This is a genomic window from Streptomyces sp. NBC_00083 (assembly GCF_026343295.1).
Lineage (GTDB): Bacteria > Actinomycetota > Actinomycetes > Streptomycetales > Streptomycetaceae > Streptomyces.
This window is the reverse complement of the sequence record NZ_JAPELY010000001.1, coordinates 2222314-2239676: the sequence shown is the minus strand read 5'-3', so window position 1 is coordinate 2239676 and position 17363 is coordinate 2222314. Positions and strand designations below refer to the sequence as shown.

The following is a 17363-nucleotide window of genomic DNA, read 5'->3' as shown; positions in this document are numbered from 1 at the left end:
CCAGCTTCTCGGGCATGCCCGAGACGTCAGGCCCCTGAGCCGCCGAACTCGCGCTCAAGGGAAGCGATCTGGTTGGAGCCGAGCCCCCGCACGCGGCGGCTCTCGGAGATCCCGAGCCGCTCCATGATCTGCTTGGCACGGACCTTGCCCACGCCGGGCAGGGACTCGAGCAGGGCGGAGACCTTCATCTTCCCGATGACGTCGTTCTCCTGGCCCGACTTGATGACCTCATGGAGGGAGGCGCCGGAGTGCTTGAGTCGATTCTTGACCTCGGCCCGCTCCCGGCGAGCCGCGGCGGCCTTTTCGAGCGCGGCTGCGCGCTGTTCAGGGGTAAGGGGCGGAAGAGCCACGCCTACGTCACCTCGGATGTCGAACTGTCGGATACGGACCGGTGCGGAACCTGATCGCTCCACACCAGGTGAGCAGCGTCCTCCGTGCTCGCGCACGTGCTCGTCTGCTCTCGTCGGAGACTAGCGGCCAAGGCCGCTCCAGTCAGCGAGAACAGACGAAAAGTCCTGGTCAGCCTCAGCTGATCAGGACTTTTCAGACAAAACACCCTTGTTTTGCGTAAGGAATTTGTCAACGTTCCGTGTGCACGTACCTCGCGCCGTCCCCGGCGGGGCGGTTTCGCCGTTCCCCGGCGCCCCGCGGCGGGCGTTCCGGCACGTCCGGAGCGTGCGGCCCCCGATGCGACGCATGTCACACCGGGGTGCCGCGCCGGCTCATCCTCCGGAGACCGCCGCGCGGACCTCGTCGGCGTAGCGGGCCGCCGCGTCGCGCAGGGCGGCGAGGTCCGGGCCGTGGCGCAGGACGCCGCGGCTGACGCTCGGGACCACGTTGCGCACCGCGGAACCGAAGACGCCGGGCAGATCGGCCGGGGTGGCGCCCTGGGCACCGATGCCGGGGGCGAGCAGCGGGCCGTTGATGTCGAGGTCCACCCCGGCGTCGCCGAGCGTGGCGCCGACCACGGCGCCGACCGAGCCGAGCGGTGCGGCGCCCTCGTTCTCGGCCTTCATGTGGTCCAGCATCAGCTGGGCAAGGGGACGGCCGTCGGCGGCGATGGAGCGCTGGACCTCGGCGCCCTCCGGGTTGGAGGTGAGGGCGAGCACGAACACGCCGGAGCCGGACTTCGCGGCCAGGTCCAGCGCCGGGCGCAGCGAGCCGAAGCCGAGGTACGGCGAGACGGTGACGGCGTCCGAGAAGAGCGGGGAGGCCGGGTCCAGGTAGGTGGCCGCGTACGCCGCCATGGTGGAGCCGATGTCGCCGCGCTTGGCGTCCATCAGGACCAGGGCGCCGGCCGCGCGGGCCTCCTCGACGGCCTTCTCCAGGACGGCGACGCCGCGCGAGCCGAACCGCTCGAAGAACGCCGACTGCGGCTTGAGCAGGGCCACCCGGTCGGCGAGCGCCTCGACCGCGGTGCGGGTGAAGCGTTCGAGGCCGGCGATGTCGTCGCTCAGGCCCCAGTCCGCGAGCAGGGAGGCGTGCGGGTCGATGCCGACGCAGAGCGGACCGCGGGTGTCCATCGCCTCGCGCAGGCGGGTGCCGAAGGGGATCATGCTGCGGCCTTCTTCCGGGTCTCGGCGCCGACGGCCTCGGCGAGCGTTGCGTACGGGGAGGTGGCGAGCCGGGCGGCGAGGCCCTTGTGGATCGCGCGGCCCCAGAAGGGCCCCTCGTAGATGAAGGCGCTGTAGCCCTGGACCAGGGTGGCGCCGGCGAGGATGCGCTGCCAGGCGTCCTCGGCGTTCTCGATGCCGCCGACGCCGATCAGGACGAGGCGGTCGCCGACGCGGGCGTACAGCCGGCCGAGGACTTCGAGGGAGCGCTCCTTGAGCGGGGCGCCGGACAGGCCGCCGGTCTCCTTGACGAGCGCGGCCGGGGACTTCAGGCCGAGGCCCTCGCGGGCGATCGTGGTGTTGGTGGCGATGATGCCGTCCAGGCCGAGCTCGACGGCGAGGTCGGCGACCGCGTCGATGTCCGCGTCGGCGAGGTCCGGGGCGATCTTGACGAGCAGCGGGACGCGCCGGCCCCGGACGCTGCGGTCGGCGGCCTCGCGCACGGCGGTCAGGAGCGGGCGCAGCGACTCGGTGGCCTGGAGGTTGCGCAGGCCCGGGGTGTTCGGCGAGGAGACGTTGACCACGAGGTAGTCGGCGTGCCGGGCGAGGCGCTCGGTCGACTTCACGTAGTCGGCGGCCGCGTCGGCCTCGGGGACGACCTTGGTCTTGCCGATGTTGACGCCGACCGTCGTGCGGAACACGGCCTTGCGGGCCGCCAGGCGCTCGGCCACGGCGGCGGAGCCCTCGTTGTTGAAGCCCATGCGGTTGATCAGCGCGCGGTCCGGCACGAGGCGGAACAGACGCTTCTTCGGGTTGCCCGGCTGGGGTTCGCCGGTGACGGTGCCGATCTCGATGTGGTCGAAGCCCAGCATCGACATGCCGTCGATGGCGACGGCGTTCTTGTCGAAGCCGGCGGCGAGTCCGAACGGGCCGTGCATGCGCAGGCCGAGGGCCTCGGTGCGCAGCTCCTTGTGGCGGGGGGCGAGGACGGCGGCGACGAAGGTGCGCAGGACGGGGACGCGGGCCGCGAGGCGGATCCAGCGGAAGGCCATGTGGTGGGCCTGCTCGGGGTCCATGCGCTTGAAGACGAGGCGGAAGAAGAGCTTGTACATGGTCGGTGTCCTCGGGGGCTCGGGGAGAGGGCTCATGAAGAGGGGGACACCGTTTCCGGTGTCCCCCTGCTTCCCCGTCTGCTAGTCGCGGGCCGCGGTCAGGTGTTCCGCGTGTTCCTGGAGGGAACGTACGCCCACGTCACCGTGGTTGAGGGCGTCGATGCCCTGGACGGCGGCGGCGAGCGCCTGGACCGTGGTCAGGCAGGGCACGGAGCGGGCGACGGCCGCGGTGCGGATCTCGTAGCCGTCGAGACGGCCGCCGGTGCCGTACGGCGTGTTGACGATGAGGTCGACCTCGCCGTCGTGGATCAGCTGCACGATCGTCTTCTCGCCGTTCGGGCCCTCGCCCTCGCTGAGCTTGCGCACGACCGTGGCGCTGATGCCGTTGCGCCGGAGCACCTCGGCGGTGCCGGAGGTGGCGAGCAACTCGAAGCCGTGGGCGACCAGTTCGCGCGCCGGGAAGATCATCGTGCGCTTGTCCCGGTTGGCGACCGAGATGAACGCACGGCCCTTGGTCGGCAGCGGACCGTAGGCGCCGGCCTGCGACTTGGCGTACGCGGTGCCGAACACCGAGTCGATGCCCATGACTTCGCCGGTGGAGCGCATCTCCGGGCCGAGCACCGTGTCGACGCCGCGCCCGTGGACGTCGCGGAAGCGGCTCCACGGCATCACGGCCTCCTTGACGGAGATCGGCGCGTCGAGCGGCAGGGTGCCGCCGTCGCCCTCCCGGGGCAGCATGCCCTCGGCGCGCAGCTCGGCGACGGTCGCGCCGAGCGAGATGCGGGCGGCGGCCTTCGCGAGCGGCACCGCGGTCGCCTTCGAGGTGAAGGGCACGGTGCGCGAGGCACGCGGGTTGGCTTCGAGGACGTACAGGATGTCGCCGGCCATCGCGAACTGGATGTTGATCAGGCCGCGGACGCCGACGCCCTTGGCGATGGCCTCCGTCGAGGCGCGCAGGCGCTTTATGTCGTGCCCGCCGAGGGTGATCGGGGGCAGCGCGCACGCCGAGTCGCCGGAGTGGATGCCGGCTTCCTCGATGTGCTCCATGACGCCGCCGAGGTAGAGCTCGGTGCCGTCGTAGAGGGCGTCCACGTCGATCTCGATGGCGTCGTCGAGGAAGCGGTCGACCAGGACCGGCCGGGTGGGGCTGATCTCGGTGGACTCCGCGATGTACGAGGACAGCCGCTCCTCGTCGTACACGATCTCCATGCCGCGGCCGCCGAGCACGTACGACGGGCGTACGAGGACGGGGTAGCCGATCTCGTCGGCGATGGCCTTGGCGCCGGCGAAGGTGGTGGCGGTGCCGTGCTTGGGCGCGGGCAGGCCGGCCTCGGCGAGCACCCGGCCGAAGGCGCCGCGGTCCTCGGCGGCGTGGATGGCCTCGGGCGGGGTGCCCACGACCGGGACGCCGTTGTCCTTGAGCGCCTGCGCGAGGCCGAGCGGGGTCTGGCCGCCGAGCTGGACGACGACGCCCGCGACCGGACCCGCGAGGGTCTCGGCGTGGACGATCTCCAGGACGTCTTCGAGCGTGAGCGGCTCGAAGTACAGCCGGTCGGAGGTGTCGTAGTCGGTGGAGACGGTCTCCGGGTTGCAGTTGACCATCACGGTCTCGTAGCCCGCGTCGCTGAGCGCGAAGGAGGCGTGGACGCAGGAGTAGTCGAACTCGATGCCCTGGCCGATGCGGTTCGGGCCGGAACCCAGGATGATCACCGCGGGCTTGGTGCGCGGGGCGACCTCGCTCTCCTCGTCGTAGGAGGAGTAGAAGTACGGGGTCTTCGCGGCGAACTCGGCGGCGCAGGTGTCGACCGTCTTGTAGACCGGGCGCACGCCGAGCGCGTGGCGGACCTCGCGCACGACGTCCTCGCGCAGACCGCGGATGGAGGCGATCTGGGCGTCGGAGAAGCCGTGCCGCTTGGCCTCGGCGAGCAGCTCGGGGCCGAGCTTGTCGGCGGCGGCCAGCTCGTCGGCGATCTCCCTGATGAGGAAGAGCTGGTCGACGAACCAGGGGTCGATCTTCGTGAACTCGAAGACCTCTTCCTGGGTGGCGCCCGCGCGGATCGCCGCCATGACCGTGTTGATGCGGCCGTCGGTCGGGCGCGTGGCCTCGGCCAGGAGGGCGTCCTTGTCGCCGACCGGGCTCGTGAAGTCGAACTGCGAGCCCTTCTTCTCCAGCGAGCGGAGCGCCTTCTGGAGGGCCTCGGTGAAGTTGCGGCCGATCGCCATGGCCTCGCCCACCGACTTCATGGTGGTGGTGAGGGTGGAGTCGGCGGAGGGGAACTTCTCGAAGGCGAAGCGCGGGGCCTTCACGACGACGTAGTCGAGGGTCGGCTCGAAGGAGGCCGGCGTCTTCTCGGTGATGTCGTTGGGAACCTCGTCCAGCGTGTAGCCGATGGCGAGCTTCGCCGCGATCTTGGCGATCGGGAAGCCGGTGGCCTTGGAGGCGAGCGCGGAGGAGCGGGAGACGCGCGGGTTCATCTCGATGACGATGACGCGGCCGTCGGCCGGGTCGATCGCGAACTGGATGTTGCAGCCGCCGGTGTCGACGCCGACCTCGCGGATGATCGCGATGCCGATGTCGCGCAGGCGCTGGTACTCGCGGTCGGTCAGGGTCATCGCGGGGGCGACGGTGATCGAGTCGCCGGTGTGCACGCCCATCGGGTCGAAGTTCTCGATGGAGCAGACGACCACGACGTTGTCGTTCTTGTCGCGCATCAGCTCCAGCTCGTACTCCTTCCAGCCGAGGATGGACTCTTCGAGCAGCACCTCGGTGGTCGGCGAGAGGGTCAGGCCCTGGCCGGCGATGCGGCGCAGCTCCTCCTCGTTGTGGGCGAAGCCGGAGCCGGCGCCGCCCATGGTGAAGGAGGGGCGTACGACGACGGGGTAGCCGCCGAGCGTGTCGACGCCGGCGATGACGTCGTCCATGGAGTGGCAGATGACCGAGCGGGCGGACTCGCCGTAGCCGATCTTCTCCTTGACGGCCTCGACGACGCCCTTGAACAGGTCGCGGTCCTCGCCCTTGTTGATGGCCTCGACGTTGGCGCCGATCAGCTCGACGCCGTACTTCTCCAGGACGCCCTGCTCGTGCATGGAGATCGCGGTGTTGAGCGCGGTCTGGCCGCCGAGGGTGGGCAGGAGGGCATCGGGGCGCTCCTTGGCGATGATCTTCTCGACGAACTCGGGGGTGATCGGCTCGACGTACGTGGCGTCGGCGATCTCCGGGTCCGTCATGATCGTGGCCGGGTTGGAGTTGACCAGGATGACCCGCAGGCCCTCGGCCTTGAGGATGCGGCAGGCCTGGGTGCCCGAGTAGTCGAATTCCGCGGCCTGGCCGATGACGATCGGCCCGGAGCCGATGACCAGGACGGACTGGATGTCTGAGCGCTTAGGCACGCTGGCCCTCCATGAGCTCTACGAAGCGGTCGAAGAGGTACGCGGCGTCGTGCGGTCCCGCGGCGGCTTCGGGGTGGTACTGGACGCTGAAGGCCGGCTGGTCGAGCAGCTGGAGGCCTTCGACGACCTGGTCGTTCAGACAGACGTGGGAGACCTCGGCGCGCCCGTAGGGCGTCTCGGAGACCTTGTCGAGCGGCGCGTCGACGGCGAAGCCGTGGTTGTGCGCGGTGACCTCGACCTTGCCCGTGGTGCGGTCCTGCACCGGCTGGTTGATGCCGCGGTGGCCGTACTTCAGCTTGTAGGTGCCGAAGCCGAGCGCGCGGCCGAGGATCTGGTTGCCGAAGCAGATGCCGAACAGCGGCGTCCTGCGGGCGAGGACGGCCTGCATGACGGCGACGGGGCCGTCGGCGGTGGCCGGGTCGCCCGGCCCGTTGGAGAAGAACACGCCGTCGGGGCCGACGGCGTACACGTCGTCGGCGGTGGCGGTCGCGGGCAGCACGTGGACCTCGATGCCGCGCTCGGCCATCCGGTGCGGCGTCATGCCCTTGATGCCGAGGTCCACGGCGGCGACGGTGAACTTCTTCTCACCGATCGCGGGGACGACGTACGCCTCCTTGGTGGCGACCTCCGCGGAGAGGTTGGCGCCCTGCATCTGCGGGGCCTCCTTGACGCGGGCCAGCAGGGCCTCGTCGCGGACGCCCTCCCATGCCTCGCCGGAGAAGATGCCGACGCGCATGGCGCCGCGCTCGCGCAGGTGCCGGGTGAGGGCGCGGGTGTCGACGCCCGAGATCCCGACGACGCCCTGCTGGACGAGCTCGTCGTCGAGGGAGCGGCGCGAGCGCCAGTTGGACGGCATGCGGGCGGGGTCGCGCACGACGTAGCCGGCCACCCAGATCCGCTGCGACTCGGGGTCCTCGTCGTTGACGCCGGTGTTGCCGACGTGCGGGGCGGTCATCACGACGACCTGGCGGTGGTACGACGGGTCGGTGAGGGTCTCCTGGTAGCCGGTCATGCCGGTGGAGAACACTGCCTCGCCGAAGGTCTCCCCCACGGCCCCGTAGGCGCGGCCGCGGAAGACACGGCCGTCCTCCAGGACGAGTACGGCGGGAGTCGCCTTTTGTGATGGGGCGATTCCCCGGGTGGAGGTCGTCATCGTGCGGCGCCTTCCGTCGTGGTGGTGGATGGTTCAGAAGTCATGGAGTTGATGGCCTCGACCCAGGCCTGGTGCTCCTCGGCCCGGTCGGAGCGGAAACCGGAGTCGATGAGCCGGTCGCCGTGGCTCCAGGTGACGACCAGCAGGCCGCCCTCGGTGAGGACCTTGCCCGCGATGCCCTTGTCGAGCCGGGCCTCGCGGAGCCGGTCGGCCGGGACGAAGAAGTCGTTCGCCCCGGGGCGTACGACGTCGAGACCCGCGTCCGTCAGGGTGAGCTCGGCCTTGCTGCGGACGCCCAGGCCGTGCGCCACGATGCGGTCGAGCCACTGCCCGGCGGTGGTGGAGCCGTGGTAGCGGCCGCTCAGCTCCAGTTTCGCCTCGCCCGGGGTTTCGGGCATCCCACGCAGTGGCGGCTCGCCGCCTCCGTTGAGGGCGGCGGCGGGTGACGGGCGGGAGGGCAGGGCGGGCAGGTCGGACTGGAGGCGGCGGCGCCACTGCCAGCCCTGGCGCATCAGCCAGTAGACGAGCGCCACGAAGAGCGCGAGTCCGACGAGCCAGCCGATGCGTCCGCCCCAGTTGGTCACCTCGGCGGACTTCTCCTCGGCGGCCAGATTGATCAGTGATGCGTACGTCACGCCAGCTTCCCGTCCACAAGCGTTGCCCGGCCCCGCAGGAAGGTGTGGGTGACGCGTCCGGGCAGCTCACGGCCCTCGTAGGGGGTGTTGCGGCTGCGCGAGGCGAAGCCCGCGGGGTTCACCTCACCACGGTATGCCGGATCGACCAGCGTCAGGTTGGCGGGTTCGCCTGCCGAGACGGGGCGGCCGTGGCCGGTCGCCTGCCCGATCTCGGCCGGCTTGTGCGCCATCCGGTCGGCGACGCCGGCCCAGTCGAGCAGGCCGGTCTCGACCATCGTGTGCTGGACGACGGAGAGCGCGGTCTCCAGGCCGACCATGCCCATGGCGGCCGCGGCCCACTCGCAGTCCTTGTCCTCGTGCGGGTGCGGGGCGTGGTCGGTGGCGACGATGTCGATGGTGCCGTCGGCGAGCGCCTCGCGCAGCGCCATGACGTCCTTCTCGGTGCGCAGCGGCGGGTTGACCTTGTAGACCGGGTTGTAGGAGCGGACCAGCTCGTCGGTGAGGAGGAGGTGGTGCGGGGTGACCTCGGCGGTTACGTCGATGCCGCGCGACTTGGCCCAGCGGACGATCTCGACCGAGCCGGCCGTGGAGAGGTGGCAGATGTGCACGCGGGAGCCGACGTGCTCGGCGAGCAGTACGTCGCGGGCGATGATCGACTCCTCGGCGACGGCGGGCCAGCCGCCGAGGCCGAGCTCGGCCGAGACGACGCCCTCGTTCATCTGGGCGCCCTCGGTCAGGCGGGGCTCCTGGGCGTGCTGGGCGACGACGCCGCCGAAGGCCTTCACGTACTCCAGGGCGCGGCGCATGATCACCGCGTCGTCGACGCACTTGCCGTCGTCGGAGAAGACGGTGACGCCGGCGGCGGAGTCGTGCATGGCGCCGAGCTCGGCGAGCTTCTTGCCTTCGAGGCCGACGGTGACGGCGCCGATGGGCTGCACGTCGCAGTAGCCGGACTCCTTGCCGAGCCGCCAGACCTGCTCGACGACGCCGGCGGTGTCGGCGACGGGGAAGGTGTTGGCCATGGCGAACACCGCGGTGTAGCCGCCGCTCGCGGCGGCCCGGGTGCCGGTCAGGACGGTCTCGGAGTCCTCGCGGCCGGGCTCGCGCAGGTGGGTGTGGAGGTCGACGAGGCCGGGCAGCAGGATCTGGCCCGTCGCGTCGACGACGGTCGCGTCGCCCGCGTCCAGAGCGGTGCCGACGGCGGCGATGGTCTCGCCGTCGATCAGGACGTCCTGGACGTCGCCGCCGAGGACCTTCGCACCACGGATAAGGATCTTGCTCATGGTTACTTGTTCTCCGCATCGGTGGGACGGGCGTGGCTGACGGCGGGCTCGTTGCCGCCGAGCAGCAGGTACAGGACCGCCATACGGGTGTGGACGCCGTTGGCGACCTGCTCGACGACCGTGCAGCGGTCGGAGTCGGCGACCTCGGCGGTGATCTCCATGCCCCGCACCATCGGCCCGGGGTGCATCACGATGCCGTGCTCCGGCATCCTCGCCATGCGCTCGCCGTCGAGCCCGTAGCGCCGTGAGTACTCGCGCTCGGTCGGGAAGAAGGCGGCGTTCATGCGTTCGCGCTGCACACGCAGCATCATCACCGCGTCGGACTTCGGCAGCACGGCGTCGAGGTCGTACGACACGTCGCAGGTCCAGTGCTCGACGCCGACCGGGAGCAGGGTGGGCGGGGCCACCAGGGTGACCTCGGCGCCGAGGGTGTGCAGCAGGTCGACGTTGGAGCGGGCGACCCGGCTGTGCAGCACGTCGCCGACGAGCGTGACGCGCTTGCCGGCCAGGTCCTGGCCGAGCGCGTCCTTGCCGACCAGGCGGCGGCGCATGGTGAAGGCGTCGAGCAGCGCCTGGGTGGGGTGCTGGTGGGTGCCGTCGCCGGCGTTGATGACGGGCGCGTCGATCCAGCCGGAGGTGGCCAGGCGGTAGGGGGCGCCGGAGGCGCTGTGCCGGATGACGACGGCGTCGACGCCCATCGCCTCCAGGGTCTGCGCGGTGTCCTTCAGGGACTCGCCCTTGGAGACCGAGGATCCCTTGGCGGCGAAGTTGATGACGTCGGCCGACAGGCGCTTCTCGGCGGCTTCGAAGGAGATCCGGGTGCGGGTGGAGTCCTCGAAGAACAGGTTGCAGATGGTCCGGCCGCGCAGCGCGGGCAGTTTCTTGATCGGCCGGTCGGAGACCCGGGCCATTTCCTCGGCGGTGTCGAGGATGAGGACGGCGTCGTCGCGGGTGAGGTCGGCGGCCGAGATGAGGTGGCGCATCATCTGGGGGTTCTCCAGGTGTGGTGGAGGTTTTGGGCGTGCGGGCGCGCAGAAGCAGCCCGTACGGGCCGGTGCGGGCCGTACGGGGGCGTCGGGAGCTACTGCTCGCCGGCCGGAGCGGTCTGCTTGACGCCGAGCAGCACGGCGTCGCGGCCGTCCTCCTCGGCGAGCTGGACCTTGACCGTCTCCCGCAGCGACGTGGGGAGGTTCTTGCCGACGTAGTCGGCGCGGATCGGGAGTTCGCGGTGGCCCCGGTCGACGAGGACCGCGAGTTGCACGGCGCGGGGGCGGCCGAGGTCGCCGAGCGCGTCGAGGGCGGCGCGGATGGTGCGGCCGGAGAAGAGGACGTCGTCGACGAGGACGACCAGGCGGCCGTCGATGCCCTCGCCGGGGATGTCGGTGCGGCCGAGCGCGCGGGCGGGCTTCATCCGCAGGTCGTCGCGGTACATGGTGATGTCGAGCGAGCCGACCGGGGTCTTGCGTCCGGTGATGCCTTCGAGCTTCACGGCGAGCCGCTCGGCGAGGAAGACGCCACGGGTCGGGATGCCGAGGAGAACCACGTCGTCGGCGCCCTTGGCGCGTTCGACGATCTCGTGGGCGATACGGGTCAGGACGCGGGCGATGTCGGGGCCTTCGAGAACGGGCCGCGCCGCATCGGGGTGCGTCTGATCCTGCGGGTGGTGCGGGTGCTGCGTGTCCATATGAAACGGACCTCCTTCTCCGCCTCACGGGACGGACCTTAAAGGACGTCGGAATTGCGTCACCAACCGTACCAGGGGCCGTGAGGCCTCCGGTACCGGGGCCCTCACTCGAACGGGTGAGAGCACCCCGACCATCGCCATGACCTGTGGGGCCGCGCCCCACGCGGACCGTGTCACTCCTGCGGGGCCCGGGTGTGGACCATTCGGCTTGACGCGGCCAAGTAACGCTGCGTAACCTCACAGTGAGTTACAGCCGCGCGGCGGAGCCGCACGTTGTCACAGCGTCCGGGGAGCTATATGTCCAGCGAATACGCAAAACAGCTCGGGGCCAAGCTCCGCGCCATCCGCACCCAGCAGGGCCTCTCCCTCCATGGTGTGGAGGAGAAGTCCCAGGGCCGCTGGAAGGCCGTCGTGGTCGGCTCGTACGAGCGTGGCGACCGCGCCGTGACCGTACAGCGCCTTGCCGAGCTGGCCGATTTCTACGGCGTTCCGGTCCAGGAGCTGCTTCCGGGCACCACGCCGGGCGGGGCCGCCGAGCCGCCGCCGAAGCTTGTCCTCGACCTTGAGCGCCTCGCGCACGTGCCGCCGGAGAAGGCGGGCCCGTTGCAGCGCTACGCGGCCACCATCCAGTCGCAGCGCGGTGACTACAACGGCAAGGTCCTCTCGATCCGCCAGGACGACCTGCGCACCCTTGCCGTCATCTACGACCAGTCGCCCTCGGTCCTCACCGAGCAGCTGATCAGCTGGGGCGTCCTGGACGCGGACGCGCGCCGCGCGGTCGCCCACGAAGAGGGCTGACGCCCCTTCAGCAGAAACGTGCCGTCGGGCCCGGTGGGAGCACTCGCTCCCACCGGGCCCGACGGCGTTTCCACCCCCACGGCTCCCCCGGGCCGGGCCCGGGTACGCCGAAGGGCCCGCGGCACGGTGTGTGCCGCGGGCCCTTCGTGGGCCGTGTCTCCGCCGGACGCTAGTCGCGGCGCAGGCTCGGCTTGAGGTCCTTGAAGCGGGCGAGCATCCCGTTCACGAAGGCCGGCGAGTCGTCCGTGGAGAACTCCTTCGCCAGCTGGACGGCCTCGTCGATGACGACCGCGTCGGGCGTCTCGTCCTCCCAGACCAGCTCGTACGTGCCGAGCCGCAGGATGTTCCGGTCGACGACCGGCATGCGGTCGAGCGTCCAGTCCACCGCGTACGTCGAGATCAGGTCGTCGATGCGGTCCACGTGGTCCGCGTACCCCTCGACGAGCTGCATCGTGTACTCGGCGACCGGCGGCTGACGGTCGTCGGACCGCGAGTGCCGCACCCAGTCCGCGAGGACCGTCTGCACGGACTCACCGCGCTGGTCGGCCTCGAAGAGGATCTGGAAGGCGCGCTTGCGGGCCTTGTTCCGGGCAGCCACGGTTAGCTGTTCACCCGGCCGAGGTAGTCGCCGGTGCGGGTGTCGACCTTGATCTTCTCACCGGTGGTGATGAAGAGCGGGACGCCGATCTCGTAACCGGTCTCCAGGCGGGCCGGCTTGGTGCCGCCGGTGGAGCGGTCGCCCTGGACGCCCGGGTCGGTGTGCTCGATGACCAGCTCGACGGCGGCCGGGAGCTCGACGTAGAGCACCTCGCCCTCGTGCTGGGCGACCGAGGCGGTGAAGCCCTCGATCAGGAAGTTGGCGGCGTCGCCGACGGACTTGCGGTCGACCATGAGCTGGTCGTAGGTGTTCATGTCCATGAAGACGAAGTACTCGCCGTCCATGTACGAGAACTGCATGTCTCGGCGGTCAATGGTGGCCGTCTCGACCTTCACACCGGCGTTGAAGGTCTTGTCGACCACCTTGCCGGAGAGCACGTTCTTGAGCTTGGTGCGCACGAAGGCCGGGCCCTTGCCGGGCTTGACGTGCTGGAACTCGACGACGGACCAGAGCTGGCCTCCGTCGAGCTTGAGCACCAGGCCGTTCTTGAGGTCGTTCGTGGAAGCCACGGTTGCGGAATCTCCTGGACTGAAAGCTGGTGGACGACCGAGGGTACGTACCCGGAGGACCGGGGGGCGTACGCGTGCTAGAGCGCTAGCAGCTCCTTGGTCGTGATGGTGAGTAGCTCGGGTCCGCCGTCCGCCTCGGGGCGTACGACGAGCGTGTCATCGATCCGGACGCCGCCCCGGCCCGGGAGGTGGACCCCCGGTTCGACGGTGACCGGCACGCAAGTGTCCAGTTTACCCATGGCTCCAGGTGCGAGCTGCGGCTCCTCGTCGATTTCGATCCCGACCCCGTGTCCGGTGAGTGGTCCGAAGGCGTCGGCGTGGCCGGCGGCGTCCAGTACCTGGCGGGCCGCACGGTCCACCGCGCGGTACTCCGCGCCCGGCACCAGTGCCTCCCGGCCGGCCCGCTGGGCTGCGAAAACGGCCTCGTACAGCTCGATCTGCCAGTCCGCGGGGGTCGTGCCGATCACGAAGGTGCGGCCGATCTCGCAGCGGTATCCGCGGTAGGTGGCGCCCAGGCAGACCGAGAGGAAGTCGCCCTCCTCGACCCTGCGGTCGGCCGGACGGTGGCCCGCGCGGCCGGAGTTGGGGCCCGTGCCGACCGATGTCATGAACGCGGGCCCGTCGGCGCCGTGGTCGACCAGGCGCCGCTCCAGCTCCAGGGCGAGGTGGCGCTCGGTGCGGCCGACCAGGATCGACTCCAGCAGTTCGCCCAGGGCCTGGTCGGCGATCTCGGCGGCGATCCGCAGACAGGCGATCTCCTCCTCGTCCTTGACCAGGCGGCGCTGTTCGACGGCGCCCCCGAGATCGCCGAGGAGCAGCCGGGGCGCCACCGAGCCGAGCGCGCGGTGGCGGGCCACGGAGAGGTGGTGCTCCTCCACGGCGAGCGAGTCGGCGCCGCTCGCCTGGGCGAGGTCGGCCGCGGCCACGGCCGGGTCGGAGCCGGGCGCGGGCAGCACGGTGAGGCGGAGCTGCTCGTCGAGGTGGCCCTCGATGAGGTCGCCGGACGGTGTGCGCGGACACAGCAGGACGTCCTCGGCCGGCCCGAGCAGCAGCACCGCGCCGGGCGGGGCACCGCCGGCGAGGTAGCGGACGTTGGCCGGGCGCGAGACCAGGGCGGCGGCGCTGCCTGCGGCCGCGCAGCGGTCCCGCAGCCAGCCGCGGCGCACCGCGAACACCTCTGACATGACCCGAGCGTATGGGGTTTGGGGGGATTTGGCTGGTTCTGCGCGTCCGACCGGGGGCCGCCCCGGTGGTCGGTCCGTTCTTGCCCTCAATCGCCGGACGGGCTCGGGGGCTGCACCCCGGCTTCCTCGACCACGGGCCGTACGGGGCTGGTCGCGCCGTTCCCCGCGCCCCTGGCGGAACCCGCACGGGCGGGGTCGGTTTCGCCGGGCGCGCCGGGCGCGCCGGGCTGTGAACGACCGCGGGCCGTGCGGGGCCGGTCACGGCAGGCATCCCAGGATGCAACCCCACCCCCGAGGCGGATCGGGCAGGGTTACCAGGTCGGGGGGCTTGCGATGGTTCGGGCCAGGACGTCGTCCAGGAGGCGGGCCGTGGTGGGGACGTCGTACTGGGAGTTGTCGATGATCGGCAGGCCCGAGCCGTACCAGCCCGCCATGCGGCCGTGGATCCCGGCGACCTCCTCGTCGGAGAGGCGGCGGTTGCCGCTGCGCTCCGCGTTGCGCTCCAGGACCACGTCGAGGCCCGGCAGGAGCACGACGGGCAGCAGGCCGGGGCCCACGTGCCGCTTCCAGCCGCCGAGGCCCACGACCGGCCGGTCGGGGAAGACCGCGTCGTCGAGGATGCAGGAGATCCCGTTGGCGAGGAAGTTGCGCGCGGAGAAGCCGCAGGTGCGGCGGGCCAGGCGGTACTGGGCCTCCGAGTGGTCGTTCCAGCCCGACTGGGGGTCGGCGAACCCCGAGCACACCCATTCGCGCACGTCGTCGAGGCTGATGTGCGCGGTGGGCACCCGGCGGTGCTGCGCCCAGTAGCGGGCCACGGTGGTCTTGCCCGCTCCGGCGGGGCCTATGAGCAGCACGGCGAGCGTGGTCGCCCCGGTGCCCTCGGGTGCCTGCGGCATCGGAACGGGGCCGCCGGGCGGCAGGGCCACGTGCCCGGTGGTGTCGCGCGACGGCGGCCGCACCGAGGCGTGCTGCGGAGCCGGCCCGTGCCAGCCCTGGCCGGGCGGCTGCTGCGTACCGGGGTGGTGCGCGGCCGGGCCGGGCGGTGCGGGCGGGCGGTGGGCCGGCCCGGACCCGGGCGGTGGGCCCGGCTGGTAGGGCGGGGTGCCGGGCGCGGCCGGCGGCACGGTGGGCCTCAGCGGGGCCGTGCTCTCCGGCTCGATCCCCTGGGCCCAGTCGTGCGGGGGCTGCCCCGGGGCGTGGGGCGGCGGCAGTGGAGCCCCCCCTGCGTGCTGCATCCGGTGCCACTCCGTCTCGTACAGGCAACTGGCGCTGGTCGGGCGCCCGTCGGTGTGCGGCGGCCCGGTGCAGAACCGTACCTTCCCCGGCCGCCACAGTGTGAACGGCCGGGGAGCTCCAGCAGTGCCCGTCAGCCGGGCTGGTCGGACAGTTCGTCGGCGAGCGCCCGCAGCGCGAGCCGGTAGGAGCCGATGCCGAAGCCCGCGACGGTGCCGGTGGCGACGGGTGCGATCACCGAGGTGTGGCGGAACTCCTCACGGGCGTACGGGTTGGAGATGTGCACCTCGATCAGGGGCGCGGTGCGCTGGGCGGCCGCGTCGCGCATTCCGTACGAATAGTGCGTGAACGCACCCGGGTTGATGACGACCGGAACGCGACCGTCCGCGGCCTCGTGGAGCCAGCGGATGAGTTCGCCCTCGTCGTTGGTCTCGCGGACCGACACCTCGAAGCCGAGCTCCTTGCCGAGCGCCTCGCAGACCTCGACGAGGCCGGCGTAGGTGGTGGCGCCGTACACGTCGGGCTCGCGCGAGCCGAGGCGGCCGAGGTTGGGGCCGTTGAGGACGAACACCGGCCGGGTCATCCGGAGACCTCGCCGAAGGCGGCGAGCAGCACCGCCGGGTCGGGGCCCTCCAGGACGGTCGGCTTGGCGAGGCCGTCGAGGACGATGAAGCGGAGCAGGTTGCCGCGGGACTTCTTGTCCAGCTTCATGTTCTCGACGAGCTTGGGCCACTGGTCGCCGCGGTAGGTCAGCGGCAGTCCGACGGACTTGAGGATGGCGCTGTGCCGGTCGGCGGTCGCGTCGTCCAGCCGACCCGCGAGGCGGCCGAGTTCGGCCGCGAAGACCATGCCGACGGAGACGGCCGCGCCGTGCCGCCACTTGTAGCGCTCGTTCTTCTCGATGGCGTGCGCCAGGGTGTGGCCGTAGTTGAGGATCTCGCGCAGGCCCGATTCCTTCAGGTCGTTGGAGACCACCTCGGCCTTGACCCGGATGGAGCGCTCGATCAGCTCGGCGGTGTGCGGCCCCTCGGGGGTGCGGGCGCCGGCCGGGTCGGACTCGATGAGGTCGAGGATGACCGGGTCGGCGATGAAGCCGGTCTTGATGACCTCGGCCATGCCCGACACGTAGTCGTTGACGGGCAGCGAGTCGAGCGCGGCCAGGTCGCACAGGACGCCCACGGGCGGGTGGAAGGCGCCCACCAGGTTCTTGCCCTCGGCGGTGTTGATGCCGGTCTTGCCGCCGACGGCCGCGTCGACCATGCCGAGCACGGTGGTCGGCACCGAGATCCAGCGCACCCCGCGCAGCCAGGTGGCCGCGACGAAGCCCGCGAGGTCGGTGGTGGCGCCGCCGCCGACACCGATGACGAGGTCGGTGCGGGTGAAGCCGGACTGGCCGAGCGCCTTCCAGCAGTAGGCGGCGACCTCGGCGGTCTTGGCCTCCTCGGCGTTGGGCACCTGGATGGCGACGACGTCGTAGCCCTGCCCGGCGAGGTCCTCGCGGATCACATCACCGGTCCCGGCCAGTGCCTCGGGGTGGATGATCGCGACCCGCTTGGCCCGGTCGCCGATGAGGCCGGCCAGCTCGCCCAGCAGGTTGCGTCCGACGAGCACTTCGTACGGGTCAGTCCCGGCGGTGCCGCCGACCTGGATCCGGGTGGGTGCCTGCTCCGTCATGCGTCCTTCAACTCCAGTGCGTCGAGGACCGCCTGGGCGACCTCTTCGGGGGTGCGCTCGTCGGTCGCGACGACCGCACGGGCGACTTCGGTGTACAGATGGCGCCGCGCGTCCATCAGCTCGCGCCACTGCCGGCGCGGGTTGACGGCGAGCAGCGGCCGGGCGGTGTTGAGGCCGACGCGCTTGACGGCCTCCTCGACGTCCATCGAGAGGTAGACCACGGGGTGCGGCGCGAGCAGCGCGCGGCTGCCCTCGTCGAGGATCGCGCCGCCGCCGAGCGACAGCACGCCCGGGTGGCCGGCGAGCGCGGCGCGCACCGCGTCCCGTTCCAGGGCGCGGAAGTGCGCCTCGCCGTCCTCGATGAAGATGTCCGAGATCTCGCGGCCCTCGGCGGCCACGATGTCGGCGTCGGTGTCCCGGTAGGGCACGCCGAGCCGCTCGGCGAGCAGCGCGCCCACCGTGGACTTGCCCGACCCCATCGGGCCGACGAGGACGAC

17 protein-coding genes are annotated in these 17363 nt (G+C 71.5%); 1 reads left to right on the top strand and 16 read right to left on the bottom strand.

The genetic code is table 11. The annotated features are described in order from the left end of the window. Positions 1-26 precede the first annotated feature (26 nt). The 9 genes from OOJ98_RS09900 to pyrR form a co-directional block, all read right to left on the bottom strand. Entirely contained in the window at positions 27-350 is a 324-nt protein-coding gene (locus OOJ98_RS09900) for an integration host factor (protein WP_053724505.1), read from the bottom strand. A 372-nt stretch (positions 351-722) separates the two neighbouring features. Continuing rightward, positions 723-1556 carry an orotidine-5'-phosphate decarboxylase gene (gene pyrF, locus OOJ98_RS09895; protein ID WP_267054246.1) on the bottom strand — a complete coding sequence of 278 codons (834 nt, stop codon included), beginning with the start codon at positions 1554-1556 and terminating at the stop codon, positions 723-725. Continuing rightward, complete coding sequence (locus OOJ98_RS09890; RefSeq protein ID WP_267054245.1) at positions 1553-2665, bottom strand: quinone-dependent dihydroorotate dehydrogenase; 1113 nt, start codon at positions 2663-2665, stop codon at positions 1553-1555. Before OOJ98_RS09890 ends, pyrF begins: the two co-directional genes overlap by 4 nt. A gap of 81 nt (positions 2666-2746) precedes the next feature. Continuing rightward, complete coding sequence (carB, locus tag OOJ98_RS09885; RefSeq protein ID WP_267054244.1) at positions 2747-6055, bottom strand: carbamoyl-phosphate synthase large subunit; 3309 nt, start codon at positions 6053-6055, stop codon at positions 2747-2749. Further along, positions 6048-7208, bottom strand: a complete 1161-nt coding sequence (carA, locus tag OOJ98_RS09880; protein WP_267054243.1) for a glutamine-hydrolyzing carbamoyl-phosphate synthase small subunit — start codon at positions 7206-7208, stop codon at positions 6048-6050. Before carA ends, carB begins: the two co-directional genes overlap by 8 nt. After that, entirely contained in the window at positions 7205-7843 is a 639-nt protein-coding gene (locus OOJ98_RS09875) for a hypothetical protein (protein WP_267054242.1), read from the bottom strand. Before OOJ98_RS09875 ends, carA begins: the two co-directional genes overlap by 4 nt. Next, a complete protein-coding gene (locus tag OOJ98_RS09870; RefSeq protein WP_267054241.1) occupies positions 7840-9126 on the bottom strand; it encodes a dihydroorotase in 1287 nt (428 codons plus the stop codon). The genes OOJ98_RS09875 and OOJ98_RS09870 overlap by 4 nt, the downstream gene beginning before the upstream one ends. A 2-nt stretch (positions 9127-9128) precedes the next feature. Continuing rightward, positions 9129-10112, bottom strand: coding sequence for an aspartate carbamoyltransferase catalytic subunit (locus OOJ98_RS09865; RefSeq protein WP_267054240.1), 984 nt, complete (start codon positions 10110-10112; stop codon positions 9129-9131). Positions 10113-10207: 95 nt separating this feature from the next. Beyond that, positions 10208-10810, bottom strand: coding sequence for a bifunctional pyr operon transcriptional regulator/uracil phosphoribosyltransferase PyrR (gene pyrR, locus OOJ98_RS09860; RefSeq protein ID WP_267054239.1), 603 nt, complete (start codon positions 10808-10810; stop codon positions 10208-10210). A gap of 297 nt (positions 10811-11107) precedes the next feature. Here pyrR and bldD point away from each other — a divergent pair, with 297 nt between their 5' ends. Then, positions 11108-11608 carry a transcriptional regulator BldD gene (bldD, locus tag OOJ98_RS09855; RefSeq protein ID WP_014044812.1) on the top strand — a complete coding sequence of 167 codons (501 nt, stop codon included), beginning with the start codon at positions 11108-11110 and terminating at the stop codon, positions 11606-11608. A 169-nt stretch (positions 11609-11777) separates the two neighbouring features. Here the strand turns inward: bldD and nusB are convergent, their stop codons facing one another. The 7 genes from nusB to OOJ98_RS09820 all read right to left on the bottom strand — a co-directional run bounded on the left by nusB (position 11778) and on the right by OOJ98_RS09820 (position 17345). Beyond that, positions 11778-12206 carry a transcription antitermination factor NusB gene (nusB, locus tag OOJ98_RS09850; protein WP_114038039.1) on the bottom strand — a complete coding sequence of 143 codons (429 nt, stop codon included), beginning with the start codon at positions 12204-12206 and terminating at the stop codon, positions 11778-11780. Between the two features lie 2 nt (positions 12207-12208). After that, the gene (efp, locus tag OOJ98_RS09845) at positions 12209-12775 is read right to left on the bottom strand and encodes an elongation factor P (protein WP_267054238.1); all 567 of its coding nucleotides are present in this window, start codon (positions 12773-12775) and stop codon (positions 12209-12211) included. A 77-nt stretch (positions 12776-12852) separates the two neighbouring features. Beyond that, complete coding sequence (locus tag OOJ98_RS09840) at positions 12853-13959, bottom strand: aminopeptidase P family protein (RefSeq protein ID WP_267054237.1); 1107 nt, start codon at positions 13957-13959, stop codon at positions 12853-12855. A 311-nt stretch (positions 13960-14270) separates the two neighbouring features. Then, positions 14271-15194: a Pro-rich N-terminal domain-containing protein gene (locus OOJ98_RS09835; protein ID WP_267054236.1), complete on the bottom strand. Its 924-nt coding sequence runs from the start codon at positions 15192-15194 to the stop codon at positions 14271-14273. 131 nt (positions 15195-15325) lie between these two features. Then, a complete protein-coding gene (gene aroQ / locus OOJ98_RS09830; protein WP_267054235.1) occupies positions 15326-15775 on the bottom strand; it encodes a type II 3-dehydroquinate dehydratase in 450 nt (149 codons plus the stop codon). Further along, positions 15772-16866, bottom strand: coding sequence for a 3-dehydroquinate synthase (gene aroB, locus OOJ98_RS09825; RefSeq protein ID WP_267054234.1), 1095 nt, complete (start codon positions 16864-16866; stop codon positions 15772-15774). The genes aroQ and aroB overlap by 4 nt, the downstream gene beginning before the upstream one ends. Continuing rightward, positions 16863-17345 carry a shikimate kinase gene (locus OOJ98_RS09820; protein WP_267055582.1) on the bottom strand — a complete coding sequence of 161 codons (483 nt, stop codon included), beginning with the start codon at positions 17343-17345 and terminating at the stop codon, positions 16863-16865. Before OOJ98_RS09820 ends, aroB begins: the two co-directional genes overlap by 4 nt. Positions 17346-17363: the final 18 nt, after the last annotated feature.

Bases quoted from the DNA above. Each gene is read 5' to 3' on its own strand.
- carA (WP_267054243.1), bottom strand. From the start codon at position 7,208: ATGACGACCTCCACCCGGGGAATCGCCCCATCACAAAAGGCGACTCCC.
- aroQ (WP_267054235.1), bottom strand. From the start codon at position 15,775: ATGACCCGGCCGGTGTTCGTCCTCAACGGCCCCAACCTCGGCCGCCTC.
- OOJ98_RS09890 (WP_267054245.1), bottom strand. From the start codon at position 2,665: ATGTACAAGCTCTTCTTCCGCCTCGTCTTCAAGCGCATGGACCCCGAG.
- pyrR (WP_267054239.1), bottom strand. From the start codon at position 10,810: ATGGACACGCAGCACCCGCACCACCCGCAGGATCAGACGCACCCCGAT.
- OOJ98_RS09820 (WP_267055582.1), bottom strand. From the start codon at position 17,345: ATGGGGTCGGGCAAGTCCACGGTGGGCGCGCTGCTCGCCGAGCGGCTC.
- OOJ98_RS09870 (WP_267054241.1), bottom strand. From the start codon at position 9,126: ATGAGCAAGATCCTTATCCGTGGTGCGAAGGTCCTCGGCGGCGACGTC.
- OOJ98_RS09835 (WP_267054236.1), bottom strand. From the start codon at position 15,194: ATGCAGCACGCAGGGGGGGCTCCACTGCCGCCGCCCCACGCCCCGGGG.
- OOJ98_RS09840 (WP_267054237.1), bottom strand. From the start codon at position 13,959: ATGTCAGAGGTGTTCGCGGTGCGCCGCGGCTGGCTGCGGGACCGCTGC.
- aroB (WP_267054234.1), bottom strand. From the start codon at position 16,866: ATGACGGAGCAGGCACCCACCCGGATCCAGGTCGGCGGCACCGCCGGG.
- pyrF (WP_267054246.1), bottom strand. From the start codon at position 1,556: ATGATCCCCTTCGGCACCCGCCTGCGCGAGGCGATGGACACCCGCGGT.
- bldD (WP_014044812.1), top strand. From the start codon at position 11,108: ATGTCCAGCGAATACGCAAAACAGCTCGGGGCCAAGCTCCGCGCCATC.
- OOJ98_RS09865 (WP_267054240.1), bottom strand. From the start codon at position 10,112: ATGATGCGCCACCTCATCTCGGCCGCCGACCTCACCCGCGACGACGCC.